We start from the raw sequence: 15,276 nt of genomic DNA on the forward strand, positions 1-15,276 counted from the left end.
CCCGACATGGCAAAACCCCGCGCCTCCGGGATCGCCGGATGTGGCGCGGGGTTTTCCAGTGGGCGGTTGGTGTTCCGCCCAAGTTTGGTGTCGGGCGCTAGGCCTGACCGACCTCGAACCGGACGAACCGGGTCACGGTCACGCCGGCCTCGTCGAGCAGCGCCTTGACGGTCTTCTTGCTGTCGGACACCGACGGCTGATCGAGCAGCACGACGTCCTTGTAGAAGCCGGTGACCCTGCCCTCGATGATCTTGGGCAGTGCCTGCTCGGGCTTACCTTCGGCCTTGGCGGTCTCCTCCGCGATGTGGCGCTCGTTGGCCACGATGTCGGCGGGGACGTCGTCACGGGTCAGGTACTTGGCCTTCAGCGCGGCGATCTGCAGCGCCACCGAGTGCGCCGCCTCGGTGTTGTCGCCGGTGTATTCGACCAGCACGCCCACGGCGGGCGGCAGGTCGGCGGCACGCTTGTGCAGGTAGGCCTCGACGTTGCCGTCGAAGTACGCCGCGCGGCGCAGTTCGAGCTTCTCGCCGATCTTGGCCGAGAGTGCCGCGACGGCTTCCTCGACTGTCGTGTCGCCGATCTTGGCGGCCTTGAGGGCCTCCACGTCGGCGGCCTTGGACTCCGCCGCGGCGGCGACCACGTCGTTGGCCAATTTCTGGAACTCGGCGTTCTTGGCGACGAAATCGGTCTCGGAGTTGAGCTCGATCATCGCCCCGCCCTTGGCGGCGACCAGGCCTTCGGCGGTGGCACGCTCAGCGCGCTTGCCGACGTCCTTGGCACCCTTGATGCGCAGCGCTTCGACAGCCTTGTCGAAGTCGCCGTCGCTCTCCGCCAGGGCGTTCTTGCAGTCGAGCATGCCCGCACCGGTGAGCTCCCGAAGCCGCTTGACGTCGGCAGCGGTGTAGTTAGCCATGTGGCCCTTCCCTAAAAACTTAAGAACCTTCAGTGGTGGTTTCGGTGGCGACCGGCCCAGCGTCGTTGGGGGCCGACGCGGTTGCGCTGGCGAGCAGCTCCTGCTCCCACTCGGCGAGCGGCTCGGCCGCGGCTCCGGAACCGGGGTCAGCCTTGTCGCCCGAACCGCCGGAGCGTGCCTGCAGACCCTCGGCCACCGCGGAGGCGATCACCTTGGTGAGCAGCGCCGCGGAGCGGATCGCATCGTCGTTGCCCGGGATCGGGTAGTTGACCTGATCGGGGTCGCAGTTGGTGTCCAGGATCGCGATGACCGGGATGCCGAGCTTGATGGCCTCGCTGATCGCGAGGTGTTCCTTGTTGGTGTCGACGACCCACACCGCAGACGGCACCTTCGCCATGTCCCGGATACCGCCGAGGCTGCGCTCGAGCTTGGTCTTCTCGCGGGTCAGCATCAAGATTTCCTTCTTGGTGCGACCCTCGAAGCCACCGGTCTGCTCCATGGCCTCGAGCTCCTTCATCCGCTGAAGGCGCTTGTGCACGGTCTGGAAGTTGGTGAGCATGCCACCCAGCCAGCGCTGGTTCACGTACGGCATGCCAACGCGCGTCGCCTCTTCGGCGATGGATTCCTGGGCCTGCTTCTTGGTGCCGACGAACAGGATGGTGCCGCCGTGGGCGACGGTCTCCTTGACGAACTCGTAGGCCTGATCGATGTAGGTCAGCGTCTGCTGCAGATCGATGATGTAGATGCCGTTGCGGTCGGTGAAGATGAACCGCTTCATCTTGGGGTTCCAACGTCGGGTCTGGTGCCCGAAGTGCGTGCCGCTGTCAAGCAGCTGCTTCATGGTTACAACAGCCATGGGTCGGCCATTCCTTATGTGTTGTCGGTTGTCGCCCGGCTTCGGGTGAAGCCAAGCCCTGGCGCCTGAGGCGTGCCGACCCGTCGTTGTGAAACCTCGGACGAGACCAACCGGCATGCGTGGTGCAAGTGTCGACGTGGCGAACTTGCGGAACAGGCGCGCGAAGTCAACCCGCTGGCGCGAGTTGCAGGGGAAAGTTTACACCGCTCGAAGGGGTGCTTTGTCCACAGCGCGGCGTCCGTCCACAGGATGGCTCCTGGCGGCTTTCGTCTCGGCGAATATCGCGCTGAACTGGAGTGATGCGGGTCATTGCGGTGGTGGTGGCGGCGTTGCTGGTGTGTGCGGGCGCCGGGCGTGCCGACGCCGGCCGGCTGGTGTGGCCGCTGCGGCCTCCGCCGTCGGTGACCAGGGCCTTCGACGCACCGTCGCCGGACTGGCAGCGCGGTCACCGCGGCGTGGACCTGGCCGGGACGCCTGACCAGCCGGTTTACGCCGCAGGCCCGGCGACGGTGGTCTTCGCCGGGAGGTTGGCGGGGCGCCCGGTGGTGTCGTTGGCGCATGCCGGCGGATTGCGCACCAGCTACGAACCGGTCGAGGCCTCGGTGCGGGTCGGTCAGCTCGTCGACGGGTCGACGGCGCTGGGCCGGCTGTTGCCCGGGCATGCGGGCTGCCCGGCACCGGCGTGCCTGCATTGGGGGGCGATGTGGGGCCCGGCGTCGCGAGCCGACTACATCGATCCGCTGGGCCTGCTAACCGGCACGCCGGTTCGGCTCAAGCCGCTGGCGGGGTGAGAATCCCCACCGCGAGCAGACACAAACTCGTACGAACTGGCTCTCGAAATTGCGAGTTGGTGTCTGCTCGCGAGAAGTAATTCTCCGTAGGCTGGTCGGTAATGAGCATCGCGCCCGACACGACCGTCGTCCTCGGCCACCGATTCGCCACCGAGTTGCCCGAGATCGCGCTGCGCTGGCAGGCCGAAGCCGCCCCTGACCCACGGCTGCTCGTGCTCAACGAGACGCTGGCCGCCGAGCTGGGGGTGAACCTCGCCTGGCTGCGCAGTCCCGACGGAATCGGGCTACTTGTCGGGACTCAGCTGCCCGCGGACGCCGAGCCCGTCGCGCAGGGGTATGCCGGTCACCAGTTCGGTGGCTGGGTGCCGCGCCTGGGCGATGGCCGCGCACTGCTGCTCGGTGAACTCACCGACGCCGACGGGCGGTTACGCGATCTGCATCTCAAGGGATCAGGCCGCACGCCGTTCGCCCGCGGCGGCGACGGCCTGGCGGCGGTCGGTCCGATGCTGCGTGAATACCTGATCAGCGAGGCGATGCACGCGCTGGGCATTCCGACCACCCGCTCGCTGTCGGTCGTGGCCACCGGGCGCATCGTCCAGCGCGAGACCCAGCTGGAGGGCGCCGTCCTCGCCCGTGTCGCGTCCAGCCATCTGCGCGTCGGCAGCTTCCAATATGTCGGGGCCGCAGGCGAACTCGAGGTGCTGCGACGACTCGCCGACCATGCGATCAGCAGGCACCACCCGGCCGCCGCCGAAGCCGACAATCCGTATCTGGCGCTGCTCGACTCGGTGATCGCCGCTCAGGCCCACCTCGTCGCGCAGTGGATGCTGGTCGGCTTCATCCATGGCGTGATGAACACCGACAACATGACGATCTCGGGTGAGACGATCGACTACGGGCCATGCGCTTTCATGGACGCCTTCGACCCCAAGACGGTGTTCAGTTCGATCGACTCGTGGGGCCGCTACGCCTACGGCAACCAACCTTCCGTCGCCACCTGGAATCTCGCCCGCTTCGCCGAGGCGCTGCTCGGGCTGATCGATGAGGATCAGGACCGCGCTGTCGAGCTGGCGACCGAATCGCTGCAGCAGTTCGCGCCGCGGTACTCCTCGGCGTGGTTGGCGGGCATGCGCCGAAAGCTCGGACTGGGTGCCGAGGTCGAGCACGCACCCGCCCTGCAACTCACCGAGGATCTGGTGGAGCTACTCGAAGGCGAGCGCGTCGACTACACCTCGTTCTTCCGTCGACTCGCCGAGGGTGTCATCGAGCCACCGTTCGAGGCGTGGGCGACCCGGTGGCGCAGCCTGAGCCCGGACGTCGAAGCGATGCGCCGCGTCAATCCGGTGTACATCCCCCGCAATCACCTCGTCGAGGAGGCACTGACCGCGGCCACGGTGGGCGACCTCGAGCCGTTCACGCGGCTGCTGGTGGCGCTCCGCTCGCCGTACGACGAGCGTGCGGGGTTCGAACGCTACGCCGAGCCCGCACCGGAAGATTTCGGCCGCTGCTTTCAAACATTCTGCGGCACTTAGATTCTCAGGCGCGCGGGTGAGCCTGATCGTGCACTGCGCGCAGGCGCGCGACCGTCACATGGGTGTAGAGCTGCGTGGTCGCCAACGTCGAGTGACCGAGGATCTCCTGGACGATGCGCAAGTCGGCGCCGCCCTCGAGTAGATGGGTGGCCGCGCTGTGCCGCAGACCGTGCGGTCCGATGTCGGGCGCCCCGTCGACCGCCGACATCGTTTGGTGCACAACCGTGCGGGCCTGGCGGGGGTCGAGTCGTTTGCCGCGCGTCCCGAGCAGCAGCGCGGGACCGGAGTCGGGGGTGGCCAGTTCGGGCCTGCCGTCGGTCAGCCAGGCAGTGAGCGCGGCCAGCGCCGGCGCTCCGAACGGGACCGTACGTTGTTTGTTGCCCTTGCCCAGAACGCGCAGCACCCGCCGGCCGGTGTCGACGTCGTCGATGTCCAGGCCGCACAGCTCGCTGACGCGGATGCCGGTGGCGTAGAGCAGCTCAACGATCAGCCGGTCACGCAGCGCCAGCGGGTCGCCCTGCTCGGCGCCGAGGTCGGCGGCGGCCATGGCGGCCAGCGCCTGATCCTGACGCAGTACCGCGGGCAGGGTGCGACGGGCCTTGGGCAGCTGAAGCCGGACCGCGGGGTCCTCAGCAAGCAGACCGCGCCGGACGGCCCAGGCGGTGAACGTCTTGACTGCCGAGGTGCGCCTGGCCAGGGTCGTGCGGGCCGCTCCGGCGGCGGATTGCGCGGCCAGCCAGGAGCGCAGGATCGGCAGGCTCAGTCCGCCCAGCCCGGCGCCCGGGGCGCGCTCGTCGAGGAAGGCCAACAGCGATTTCAGATCGGTGAGATAGGCCCGTTGAGTGTGCTCGGAGCGGGCGCGCTCCAGCGCGAGGTACTCGGCGTAATCGTCGAGGATCGCCGCGTAGTCGCTCGGGTCCACTCCGCTACGTTCGCAGACGCGCGGACATTACGGGAGCGAGCGGCCCGGCGTGTCCGAAACAGCCGCTAATTTGCACTGCTTGCCGAGGTTGCCTCGTCGTCGCCGAACCATTTCTCCTTGATCAAGTTGTAGGTGCCGTCCTCGCGCATCAGGAACACCGTTTGGTTGATCGGTTTGCGCAACGGGCTGTTGATGGCAAAGACATAGCCCTGGCTTTCGTCCTGGAAGACCGGACCGGCCAATGCGACGGCACCCTCGCCGCGGTGCGCGGCGTAATAGCGGAGCACCGGCGCGTCGAACACGACCGCGTCGTAATCCGCGTTGTTGAGCAGGTGGTAGGAGTCGTCGATCGTACGGGTCTCGGTCGCTTCGATGCCCATGCCGCGCAAGTACGACGAGGCGGTCGTATCGGCCACCGTCGCCACCGACTTGCCATACAAATCCGCCGGACCACTGATCTTGGACTCCAGCTTCGCCACGGTCAGTGTGGCGCTCAGGTTCGCGGAGTAGAAGGACACAAAGACAATGCCCGCGAAGCCCCACAGAATCGCCAGCGCACGGGTGACCGACTGGGTGGCCGCGGTGCTGTTCTTGCCGACGAGCGACCCGATTCCCCAACCGAACGCCTGGAATATGCCCGGGAAGTATGACCTCGAGACAACCGGTTTGGCGGTACGACGTTCAATGAACCAGAAGATGTGCGCCGGGACCACACTCACCACGACGGCGGCGCTGAGCCAGATCAACATGGTCCGGCTCCACAACAGATCGAGGAAACCCCCCAGGCCCGGCACCGACGGTCGGGTGTGGTGGACGGGCACCATTATCTGCAGCCCGGCATCGAGTGTGGGCTGCGAGAAGTCGAAGGACTTTTCGCGTTGGGCGGTCAAGGAGATCGCGCCTACCGCCAGATCGGCTCTGCCGTCGGCCACCGCAGCGAGTTGGCCGTTGACGTCGTCGGTAGCGAGGTAGTCGGTCCTCCAGCCGAGCCGCCTGGCGATCTCGGTCCATAGGTCGATGCTGAACCCGGTCCACTCCCCGGTGCTGGTCTTCATCACAAATGGCTCGAGGCGGTGAATCGCGACGGTGACCTGTTGTGATCCGTCCTCGGGAGCGGGTTGCGCCGCCGCCCGCGGTGCGCCGATCAGCCCGAGGCCGGCCACCCACACGAGAACCGACACCGCGACCAGTCGATAAGAACGCAGAACCACTCACCTCGCTTGTCGGGAACCCTCCGAGGCTATCGCGCAGAGTCAACTGTTCGCCCGCCACCGACAGAGCGCCGGCGCCACTGTGCGCACCAACGGCTGTGGGTTGCCGGCGTCAGGACCGCTTGAACGGATTCCAGCGCGACCGCGGCGCCTCGCTCTCGGCGTGACCCGAGCACCACTGCCCGGCAGGCACGCCGCGACGTACTTGATCGACGTGCATGCCACACCCCGACCACGTCGTCTTCCCGCACACCCGACAATTCACAGCTCGGCACATCGTGATCTCCTTTCCGGAAGAGCCGGCGTCAGGCCAGGCTCAAGAACAATTTCTCCAACTCGTCGATCGTCAACTTCTGGGCGCCTTCGCGCCCGGCGGCGGCCGGGTCGATGCATTCGCGCAGGCCGGTCGCGATGATCGTGAAACCCGCACGGTCCAAAGCCTTTGACACCGCTGCGAGCTGAGTGACGACATCCTTGCACCCGCGACCCTCTTCGATCATCCCGATCACACCGCCGAGTTGACCGTGCACACGGCGCAGCCGTGTCAACGCGCCGGCGACGGCCGCATCACACTGCGGCTGCTGGCCTTTCTCGACGTCGACGACGTCGACTTTCTCGGTTCCCACCATTTCTGTATACCATACCCCCTATGGTATTACTAGATGGTCGCTGTCCACGGGATGCGGCCTGAGTCGCGTCACACGAGAGGGAGATGCCGCCAATGCTTGGCTTGCTGAAACGGTTTTGGGTGGCAGCGATGGTGGTGATCGCCCTACTCGCCGCGGTCGGTGTGGTCGGCCGGCTTCGAACGTTCTTTGACTCCGACAAGCCCTATCTCGCCGCCGCGATGCCGGCAGACGCCATCAAGCCCATCAACACCAAGCGGGTGACCTATGAGATCGTCGGTCCCGCAGAGGCATCCGGACGGATCAGCTACCTCGACGTCAACGGCAAAACGATAGAGGCCGCCTTCACGGAGTTGCCCTGGTCGGTGACGGTGAGCACCACCGACCCCGGCGTGCTGGCCAATGTGGTCGCCCAGGGCGATACCGATGCTCTGGGGTGCCGCATCCTGGTCGACGACAAACTCGTCGCCGAGAACTTCGCCAACGGCCGTGACGCGCAAGCCTTCTGTCTGGACAAAGCCGCATGAGCGCCCACACCAAGGACACTCGGACCCGGGTCCCCCGCACCATCCGGGCGCTCGCGGTTCCGATCATCCTGGTCTGGGTGGCATTCACCGCAGCGGTGAATCTGCTTGTCCCGCAGGTCGAGAAGGTCGGCATGGCCAATGCCGTATCGATGTCACCGCAGGACGCGCCCGCGGTGATCGCCGCCAAGCGGATGGGACAGAAATTTCAGGAGTCCACGTCGGACAGCATCGCCATGGTGGTGCTCGTCGGCGATCAACCCCTGGGCGACGCGGCGCACCGCTACTACCAGACCCTCGTCGAGAAGTTCAACGCCGACTCCAAGCACGTGGAGCACGTTCAGGACTTCTGGGGCGACATGATCACCGCCGCCGGCGTCCAGAGCAGTGACGGCAAGGCCGCCTACGTCCAGCTGAACCTGGCCGGTGATCAGGGCAGCACCGAAGGCAACCACTCGGTGGATGCTGTGCGCACGATCATCGACCAAACCCCGCCTCCCGCAGGGCTACACGCCTATGTCACCGGCCCTGCGCCATTGACCACGGATTCACTCGAAGCCAGTGACCGCGGCATGATCAAGATGACCGTGGTCACGATGATCGTCATCACGATCATGCTGGCCTTGGTCTACCGATCGGTGAGCACCGTGCTGCTCATATTGGCGATCGTCGGCATCGAGATGGGTGCCGCCCGCGGGGCGGTCGCGGTGATCGGCCACCTCGGGATCATGGACTTCTCGACGTTCTCGGTCCCATTGATGACGGCATTGTCGATCGCGGCGGGCACCGACTACGCGATCTTCCTGATCGGTCGCTACCACGAAGCCCGACAGAACGGCGAGGATCCGGAATCGGCCTATTACAGCGCATTCCACGGCGTCGGCCACGTCATCCTCGGCTCCGGGCTGACCATCGCGGGCGCCATGCTGACGTTGCGGCTGACCCGGCTGTCCTACTTCAATTCGCTGGCCTACCCGTCAGCCCTGGCCCTGATCATCGTCGTCGCCGCCGCACTGACCGTCGCCCCGGCCATCCTGGTCGTCGCCAGCCGATTCGGTCTGCTCGATCCCAAGCGGATGATGAAGACCAGGGGGTGGCGCAAGGTCGGCACCGCAACAGTCCGCTGGCCCAAACCCATTCTCGCCGCGGCGACCAGCATCGTGCTGCTCGGCCTGCTGGCCATGATCGGCTACAAGACGAGCTATGACGACCGCCGCTACATTCCCTCCGACGTGCCGGCCAACGTCGGGTACACGGCGGCCGAAAAGCACTTCAGCACAGCGCGACTCAACCCCGACATCATGACCATCGAGTCGGACCACGACATGCGCAACCCCACCGACATGATTGTGCTCGACCGGATTGCCAAGGCGCTGTTCAGAATCAAAGGCATCGCAATGGTGCAGAGTATCACCCGTCCGCTGGGCTCCCCCATCGCCCACAGCTCCATCCCCTACCAGATCAGCATGTCCTCGGTACCGATCACCCAGAACCTGCAGTTCTTGAAGCAGCGCGTCGGCGACATCAGCAAGATGAGTGACGACATGGGCGCGATGATCGGATCGATGACTCAGCTGCAAGCGTTGATGGTGAAGTTCTCCGACGCCATGCACACCACCGTCGGCGCGGGCCACGGCATGGTGGAGTCAGCGCACCGCAGCGTCGCCGACATGGACACCATGAAGGCCACGCTGGACCAGATGCGCGATAACATCGCCAACTTCGACGACGAGGTGCGGCCGTTCCGTAATTATTTCTACTGGGAGCCAAACTGTTTCAACATCCCGGCCTGCTTTGCGGTGCGCTCGGCGTTCGACGCGATGGACGGCGTCAACACGTTCAGCGACAACATGGCCGCACTGCAGACCGACATGACGGCGATGGTCGACGGCATGGACAAGATGGTCAACGGCATGGACAGCATCGACGCGCTGGTGCCGCAGATGGTGCAGCAGTTCGGCCCGATCATCGCAACCGCCACGACGATGCAGCACACCCTGCAGACCATCCACAGCAGCTTCGACGGGTTGATCCAGCAGATGCAGCAGATGACCGACACGGCCACCGCGATGGGCGAGGCGTTCGACGCCTCCAAGAGCGACGACTACTTCTACCTGCCGCCGGAGGTGTTCGCCAACCCGGACTTCCAGAAGGGGCTGAAGCTGTTCCTCTCACCGGACGGCAAAGCGGCCCGGCTTATTGTGACCCATGATGTGAATCCCGCATCGGAAGCCGGCATCTCGGTGGTCGACGACCAGCTGACCGCCGCGCACGAGGCGATCAAGGGCACCGCGCTGGCCAATGCGGACGTCTACCTGACCGGCACGGCGGCCACGTACCGCGACGTGCAGGCGGGAGCCAAATACGACACCATGATCGCCGCGTTCGCCGCTCTGACACTGATCTTCATCGTGATGCTGATCATCACGCGCGCACTGGTGGCGTCGATGGTGATCGTCGGGACGGTGGTGATCTCGCTGGGTGCCGCCTTCGGCCTGTCGGTGTTCATCTTCGAGCGGATCGTGGGCATCGAATTGAACTGGATTGTGCTGGCGTTCGCAGTGATCATCTTGATGGCGGTCGGCAGTGACTACAACCTGCTGCTGGTGTCGCGATTCAAGGAGGAGATCGGCGCGGGTATCAACACCGGCATCATCCGGTCGATGGGCAGTACCGGCACTGTGGTCACCGCGGCCGGACTGGTGTTCGCCTTCACGATGGGTTCGATGATCTCCGGTGACCTGCTCAACGTCGGTCAGGGCGGGATGACGATCGGTATCGGCCTGTTGCTCGACACGTTGATCGTGCGGTCCTTGATGACACCGTCGATCGCCGCGATCCTCGGACCCTGGTTCTGGTGGCCGCTGCGAGTCCGGCAGCGGCCGGCCTACAGCGAGCGGATGCGCGCGGTCCCAGCCGAGCGGGACATCAAGCCCGAACCCGAGAATGACACCGAGGCGATCGCGCCGGCTTAAGCCTCCCCGGCTTCGGCCTCGGCGAGTTCACGCTTCCACTGCTTGAACGTCTCCTCGGTGCGGCCGCGCCGCCAGTAGCCGGAGATGGAGGCCCACTTGGCGTCGACTCCGCGCTCCTTGCGGATGTAGGGGCGCAGGTTGTGCATGACGGCTTGGGCTTCACCGTGGATGAAGACCTGCACCTGGCCCGGGAGCCACAAGGTGGTGGTGACGGCCTCGATCAGGGGCGCGTTGTCACCGGCCCGGTCGTCACCGACCAGGTCGGCGCGCCCGCCGCGGTAGATCCAATTGATGGCCACGGACTCCGGCGCGTTGAGCTCGACTTCGTCCTCGGGGCCGGCCACCTCGATGAAGGCCTTGCCAACAGCGTTGGGCGGCAACGCTTCCAGGGCTGCGCTGATGGCGGGGAGTCCTGCCTCGTCGCCGGCGAACAGATGCCAGTCGGCGGCCGGGTCGGGTGCGTACGCCCCGCCGGGGCCCATCAGGTAGACGGTGTCGCCGGGTGTGGCGGCCGCCGCCCACGGTCCGGCCACGCCGTGCTCACCGTGGACCACGAAGTCGACGGTGATCTGACGAGCCTGCGGGTCGACGCGGCGCACGGTGTAGGTGCGCACGGTGGGCTGCTGTTCGGGCGGGAAGTCCTTGAAGCTGTCCAGCGTCAGCGGGTGCGGCAGCGACGCGACGTCGATGTCGTCGCGCACGAAGACGAACTTGACGTAGGAGTCGGTGAACTCACCGGGTGTGAACGTGTCGAACCCGGTACCGCCGAGGACGACGCGCACCATGTGCGGCGCCAGCTGCTCGGTACTGACGACCTGAAATGTGTGTAGTGGTCGACCCGCCACATCGCCTCCCGACGAAAGAAAATCGATAGCCAACCGGCTCGACTATACGTTTCGAGCGTGTGTTCCGGCCGTCTACATCGTCAGGCCGGCCTGCGCACCAGCCGCCAGCAGCCCTCCTCACGGCGGGCAAGTCCGGCGATCTCCAGCATCGCCAGCGGGCCGAGCACCGCGGTAGGCGCCAGACCGGACGCCACCGCGATGTCATCGGCGCTGCGCACCCCGCGGGCGGGCAGCGCCTCGTACACCTGCTTCTCGGGGTCGCTCAGACCGTCGAGCACGCCTACCGGTCGCGGCTCCTCGTCGGCGAATTCGCCGGCCCGACCGACCAATTCGACGACCTCGTCGGCTCGCGTCACCAGCTCGGCACCGTTGCGCAGCAGCACATGACATCCCATCGACGACGCCGACGTCACCGGGCCGGGCACCGCACAGACCACCCGGCCGAGCGCCCGCGCCCACGCGGCGGTGTTCGCCGCCCCGCTGCGGACACCGGCCTCCACCACCACGGTGGCCGTACCCAGCGCCGCCACCAGCCGATTGCGGGTCAGGAAACGGTGCCGGGCGGGCCGTACACCGGGCGCGTATTCGGTGAGTAGCAGGCCGGAATTACTGATCCGGTGCAGCAGCGCCGAATGGCCGGCCGGATACAGTACGTCGATGCCGCCGGCCAGCACCGCCACCGTCTGACCCTCCGCCGCCAGCGCGGCACGGTGCGCCACCCCGTCGATGCCGTAGGCGCCGCCGGAGACCACGGTGACGTCCTGCTCGGCCAGCCCTGCGGCCAGGTCGGCGGCCACGTGCTCGCCATACCCGGAGGCCGCCCGGGTTCCGACGATGGCCGCGGCCCGCTCCGCGACCTCGTCGAGCCGGGACGGGCCGATCGCCCACAGCGCGATCGGTGGCCGGCCGTGTGGTTTCTCCCGCACCGCGGACCCGCCGAAGGCGGTGAACGCCAGGGTCGGCCATTCGTCGTCGTCGGGCGTGATCAGTCGGCCTCCGCGACGTTCGAGCAGGGCCAGGTCCGCCTCGGCGGCATTGATATCGCGCCGCGCGGCGGTGCGTTCCCGCAACGCGTCACTGACCTCGCCTCCGGCGACCCGGCGGGCGGCCTCCACCGGGCCGACGTCTTTGACCAGCGCGGCGATCTCGTCGCAGGGCGGTTCGGCGACCCTGGATAGATACGCCCATGCCAAAGTCTTGGCCACGTCCGTCATGACTTTGCTCCTCCCTGACGGAAGCTCAGTGCCACCGCCACATCGTCGACGCTCGGTGTGGTGCGTCCGGCCAAATCCGCCAAGGTCCAGGCGACCCGCAACGACCGGTCAACGCCTCGGATACTGAGGACCCCGCGCTCGAGTGCCATCTTCAACGGGGCCATCGCGGTGGCGTCGAGCCGGAACTTGCGCCGCAGCACCGACCCGGTGACTTCGGCGTTGGTGGTGAATCCGTATCGACGCCAGCGTTCGGCGGCCGCAGCACGCGCCTGAGCAACCCGATCCCGCACAGCGGCAGTGGGTTCCGCGGCATCGGGCGCGAAGGCACCGGCGCGCACCATGTGCATCTCGACCCGCAGGTCCACCCGATCCATCAGCGGTCCGGACAACTTGCCGAGATAGCGCCGCTTCTCCAGCGACGTGCAGATGCAGTCTTTCGGGTCGGTTTGCGCACAGGCGCATGGGTTGGCCGCCATCACGAGCTGGAAACGCGCGGGGTAGCACGCCACCCCGTCGCGGCGGGCAAGCCGAATCTCGCCGTCTTCCAATGGTGTTCGTAGTGATTCGAGGACGCTGACCCGAATCTCGGCGCATTCGTCGAGGAACAATACGCCCCGGTGGGCGCGACTGACTGCACCGGGGCGCGCCATGCCCGAGCCCCCACCGACCAGTGCGGCCACACTCGACGAGTGATGCGGCGCGATGAACGGTGGACGAGTGATCAGTGGGGTGGTCTCGGACAGCATTCCGACCACCGAGTGGATCGCCGTCACCTCCAGCGCCTCACGTTCGGTGAGTTCGGGCAGCAGCCCGGGAAGCCGTTGGGCCAGCATGGTTTTCCCCACACCGGGCGGGCCGGTGAGCATCAGGTGGTGTGCGCCGGCGGCGGCGACCTCGACGGCGAACCGGGCATGCGTCTGGCCCACCACATCGGCCAGGTCGGCAACCGAATCAGCCTGCGGCGCCGGTGTGTCCACGCGGTCGGCGAGGGCGGCCTTTCCCGTCAACCAGCCTTGTAGCTGCCGCAGTGTCTGGGCGCCAAGGACTTCGATGCCGGCGACCAGACTGGCCTCAGCGAGGTTGGCGACCGGCACCACGACAGTGGGCCAGCCTTGTCGCTTGGCCGCCAGGACGGCCGGGAGCACGCCACGCACCGATCGGATCCGGCCGTCGAGCGCCAGCTCTCCCAGCAGCACCGTCTTCTCCAGCCGATCCCACGGCTTCTTATGGCTTGCCGACAGCACCGCGGCGGCGATCGCGATGTCGTACAGCGAGCCGGCCTTGGCCAGCGTTGCCGGCGAGAGCGCCAAGGTCAGTCGCGACATCGGCCACTCGTTGCCGCAGTTGGTGATTGCCGCGCGCACCCGGTCTCGGGACTCGCGCAGCGCGGCGTCGGGCAGTCCCACCAGGTACACCCCGGGGAGCCCCGCGGTGATGTCGGCCTCGATCTCGACGATCTCGCCATCGAGGCCCCGCACCGCGACCGAGTAGGCGCGCCCCAACGCCATCAGCCGACCCCACGCAGATGGATGATCTCCGGGGTGCGCCGGCGACCGATGCGTACGCCGACGACATCGATGCGGACCGCGGCCCAACCCCGGTCTTGGCCGGCCAGCCAGATCCCCACCAGCCGGCGGATCCGCCGCACCTTGGCCGGGGTGACCGCGTATTCCACGCCGCCGAACCCGTCACCGGTGCGGGTCTTCACCTCGACGAACACCAGCGTGCCGTCGGGCGCCGCCGCGATCACGTCGAGTTCGCCATAGCGGCAGCGCCAATTCCGAACCACGATCCGCAAACCCAGCGACTCCAGATGCTCGGCCGCCAGCTGCTCCCCCAGCGCACCGAGCTGGTTGCGGCTCATCGTCGTCATGAGTGCAGCGTCGGGCACGAGGCCGACACCCGCCGACGCCTACGACCTGAATCACCGCCGAAACCGCCGAGTTGTCCACAGATCCGCGCTCATCCACAGGCTCAACCAACTCGGCACAAACCGGTCCGCTTCGAGGGACGTGCAGTGGCTAACTGACTCGAGCCGATACGCAGCGCCTCAGATCAGCTCGATCGCCTCCGCGATCGATGGCAACACCCGAGCCGGCCGGAACGGGTAGCGCTCGATGTCCTCGACGGTCGTCGAACCAGTAAGCACCAGAATGGTTTCCAGACCGGCCTCGATACCGGCCACCACGTCGGTGTCCATCCGGTCACCGACCATGACAGTGCTCTCCGAATGCGCCTCGATCCGGTTCAGCGCACTGCGGAACATCATCGGGTTGGGCTTGCCCACGAAATACGGTTCGCGCCCGGTCGCCTTGGTGATCATCGCGGCCACCGAACCGGTCGCCGGCAGCGGCCCTTCCGCCGACGGTCCGGTGACGTCGGGGTTGGTGGCGATGAACCGGGCACCCTGGCCGATCAGCCGGACCGCCTTGGTGATCGCCTCGAAAGAATAGGTGCGCGTCTCGCCGAGCACCACGAAGTCCGGACCGGTATCGGTCAGCGTGTACCCCGCCTCGTGCAGTGCGGTGGTCAGCCCTGCCTCGCCGATCACATATGCCGACCCGCCCGGCAGCTGATCATCCAGGAAGGCCGCGGTGGCCAGCGCCGAGGTCCAGATGGCCGACTCCGGCACGTCGAGCCCCGAGCGCGCCAGCCGTGCCGCGAGATCACGCGGGGTGTAGATCGAGTTATTGGTCAGCACCAGGAATCGTCGCTGCTTGTCGATCAGGCACGCCAGGAACTCGGCGGCCCCGGGCAACGCATGTTCCTCGCGGACCAGGACGCCGTCCATATCGGTCAGCCAGCATTGCGGTGTCGCGCGCACGGTCCTCCCTTCGGGGACGTTGTGTCCATCAGTGTTCCCCGCC

15 protein-coding genes are annotated in these 15,276 nt (G+C 66.8%); 4 read left to right on the forward strand and 11 right to left on the reverse strand.

Translation table 11 applies throughout. The annotated features are described in order from the left end of the window. Positions 1-97: 97 nt before the first annotated feature. Both tsf and rpsB read right to left on the reverse strand, forming a co-directional pair. Positions 98-913, reverse strand: coding sequence for a translation elongation factor Ts (tsf, locus tag CRM90_RS10055; RefSeq protein ID WP_102806855.1), 816 nt, complete (start codon positions 911-913; stop codon positions 98-100). Positions 914-932: 19 nt separating this feature from the next. Next, the gene (gene rpsB, locus CRM90_RS10060; RefSeq protein WP_102806856.1) at positions 933-1,769 is read right to left on the reverse strand and encodes a 30S ribosomal protein S2; all 837 of its coding nucleotides are present in this window, start codon (positions 1,767-1,769) and stop codon (positions 933-935) included. 299 nt (positions 1,770-2,068) lie between these two features. On the opposite strand from rpsB, the gene CRM90_RS10065 reads away from it, so the two are divergent. Continuing rightward, complete coding sequence (locus CRM90_RS10065; protein ID WP_102806857.1) at positions 2,069-2,560, forward strand: M23 family metallopeptidase; 492 nt, start codon at positions 2,069-2,071, stop codon at positions 2,558-2,560. A 101-nt stretch (positions 2,561-2,661) separates the two neighbouring features. After that, the gene (locus tag CRM90_RS10070; RefSeq protein WP_102806858.1) at positions 2,662-4,092 is read left to right on the forward strand and encodes a protein adenylyltransferase SelO; all 1,431 of its coding nucleotides are present in this window, start codon (positions 2,662-2,664) and stop codon (positions 4,090-4,092) included. Positions 4,093-4,096: 4 nt separating this feature from the next. On the opposite strand, the gene CRM90_RS10075 is transcribed toward CRM90_RS10070, so the two are convergent. The 4 genes from CRM90_RS10075 to CRM90_RS31310 all read right to left on the reverse strand — a co-directional run bounded on the left by CRM90_RS10075 (position 4,097) and on the right by CRM90_RS31310 (position 6,854). Further along, positions 4,097-5,014, reverse strand: coding sequence for a tyrosine recombinase XerC (locus tag CRM90_RS10075; RefSeq protein WP_102806859.1), 918 nt, complete (start codon positions 5,012-5,014; stop codon positions 4,097-4,099). Positions 5,015-5,079: 65 nt separating this feature from the next. Then, positions 5,080-6,225, reverse strand: coding sequence for a transporter substrate-binding domain-containing protein (locus CRM90_RS10080; RefSeq protein ID WP_233209256.1), 1,146 nt, complete (start codon positions 6,223-6,225; stop codon positions 5,080-5,082). Between the two features lie 112 nt (positions 6,226-6,337). Next, positions 6,338-6,502 carry a DUF8730 family Cys-rich protein gene (locus CRM90_RS31555; protein ID WP_502693254.1) on the reverse strand — a complete coding sequence of 55 codons (165 nt, stop codon included), beginning with the start codon at positions 6,500-6,502 and terminating at the stop codon, positions 6,338-6,340. Positions 6,503-6,530: 28 nt separating this feature from the next. Next, the gene (locus tag CRM90_RS31310; RefSeq protein ID WP_102806860.1) at positions 6,531-6,854 is read right to left on the reverse strand and encodes a metal-sensitive transcriptional regulator; all 324 of its coding nucleotides are present in this window, start codon (positions 6,852-6,854) and stop codon (positions 6,531-6,533) included. Between the two features lie 92 nt (positions 6,855-6,946). On the opposite strand from CRM90_RS31310, the gene CRM90_RS10090 reads away from it, so the two are divergent. After that, a complete protein-coding gene (locus tag CRM90_RS10090) occupies positions 6,947-7,378 on the forward strand; it encodes an MmpS family transport accessory protein (RefSeq protein WP_233209257.1) in 432 nt (143 codons plus the stop codon). Then, positions 7,375-10,350, forward strand: coding sequence for an MMPL/RND family transporter (locus CRM90_RS10095; RefSeq protein ID WP_102806862.1), 2,976 nt, complete (start codon positions 7,375-7,377; stop codon positions 10,348-10,350). The genes CRM90_RS10090 and CRM90_RS10095 overlap by 4 nt, the downstream gene beginning before the upstream one ends. On the opposite strand, the gene CRM90_RS10100 is transcribed toward CRM90_RS10095, so the two are convergent. The 5 genes from CRM90_RS10100 to CRM90_RS10120 all read right to left on the reverse strand — a co-directional run bounded on the left by CRM90_RS10100 (position 10,347) and on the right by CRM90_RS10120 (position 15,233). Next, positions 10,347-11,195: a siderophore-interacting protein gene (locus CRM90_RS10100; RefSeq protein WP_102806863.1), complete on the reverse strand. Its 849-nt coding sequence runs from the start codon at positions 11,193-11,195 to the stop codon at positions 10,347-10,349. The two genes, CRM90_RS10095 and CRM90_RS10100, sit on opposite strands and share 4 nt — an antisense overlap. 80 nt (positions 11,196-11,275) lie before the next feature. Continuing rightward, a complete protein-coding gene (dprA, locus tag CRM90_RS10105; protein WP_102806864.1) occupies positions 11,276-12,409 on the reverse strand; it encodes a DNA-processing protein DprA in 1,134 nt (377 codons plus the stop codon). Next, positions 12,406-13,917 carry a YifB family Mg chelatase-like AAA ATPase gene (locus CRM90_RS10110; protein ID WP_102806865.1) on the reverse strand — a complete coding sequence of 504 codons (1,512 nt, stop codon included), beginning with the start codon at positions 13,915-13,917 and terminating at the stop codon, positions 12,406-12,408. Before CRM90_RS10110 ends, dprA begins: the two co-directional genes overlap by 4 nt. Then, a complete protein-coding gene (locus tag CRM90_RS10115) occupies positions 13,917-14,282 on the reverse strand; it encodes a YraN family protein (protein WP_102806866.1) in 366 nt (121 codons plus the stop codon). Before CRM90_RS10115 ends, CRM90_RS10110 begins: the two co-directional genes overlap by 1 nt. Before the next feature lie 177 nt (positions 14,283-14,459). Then, on the reverse strand, positions 14,460-15,233 hold the full coding sequence (locus CRM90_RS10120; RefSeq protein ID WP_102806867.1) for an HAD-IIA family hydrolase: 774 nt from the start codon (positions 15,231-15,233) through the stop codon (positions 14,460-14,462). Positions 15,234-15,276 lie beyond the last annotated feature (43 nt).

Source organism: Mycobacterium sp. ENV421 (genome assembly GCF_002887815.1).
Taxonomy (GTDB): domain Bacteria; phylum Actinomycetota; class Actinomycetes; order Mycobacteriales; family Mycobacteriaceae; genus Mycobacterium.

Bases quoted from the DNA above. Each gene is read 5' to 3' on its own strand.
- CRM90_RS31555 (WP_502693254.1), bottom strand. From the start codon at position 6,502: ATGTGCCGAGCTGTGAATTGTCGGGTGTGCGGGAAGACGACGTGGTCG.
- dprA (WP_102806864.1), bottom strand. From the start codon at position 12,409: ATGACGGACGTGGCCAAGACTTTGGCATGGGCGTATCTATCCAGGGTC.
- CRM90_RS10115 (WP_102806866.1), bottom strand. From the start codon at position 14,282: ATGACGACGATGAGCCGCAACCAGCTCGGTGCGCTGGGGGAGCAGCTG.
- CRM90_RS10090 (WP_233209257.1), top strand. From the start codon at position 6,947: ATGCTTGGCTTGCTGAAACGGTTTTGGGTGGCAGCGATGGTGGTGATC.
- CRM90_RS10095 (WP_102806862.1), top strand. From the start codon at position 7,375: ATGAGCGCCCACACCAAGGACACTCGGACCCGGGTCCCCCGCACCATC.
- tsf (WP_102806855.1), bottom strand. From the start codon at position 913: ATGGCTAACTACACCGCTGCCGACGTCAAGCGGCTTCGGGAGCTCACC.
- CRM90_RS10110 (WP_102806865.1), bottom strand. From the start codon at position 13,917: ATGGCGTTGGGGCGCGCCTACTCGGTCGCGGTGCGGGGCCTCGATGGC.
- rpsB (WP_102806856.1), bottom strand. From the start codon at position 1,769: ATGGCTGTTGTAACCATGAAGCAGCTGCTTGACAGCGGCACGCACTTC.
- CRM90_RS10070 (WP_102806858.1), top strand. From the start codon at position 2,662: ATGAGCATCGCGCCCGACACGACCGTCGTCCTCGGCCACCGATTCGCC.
- CRM90_RS10065 (WP_102806857.1), top strand. From the start codon at position 2,069: ATGCGGGTCATTGCGGTGGTGGTGGCGGCGTTGCTGGTGTGTGCGGGC.
- CRM90_RS31310 (WP_102806860.1), bottom strand. From the start codon at position 6,854: ATGGTGGGAACCGAGAAAGTCGACGTCGTCGACGTCGAGAAAGGCCAG.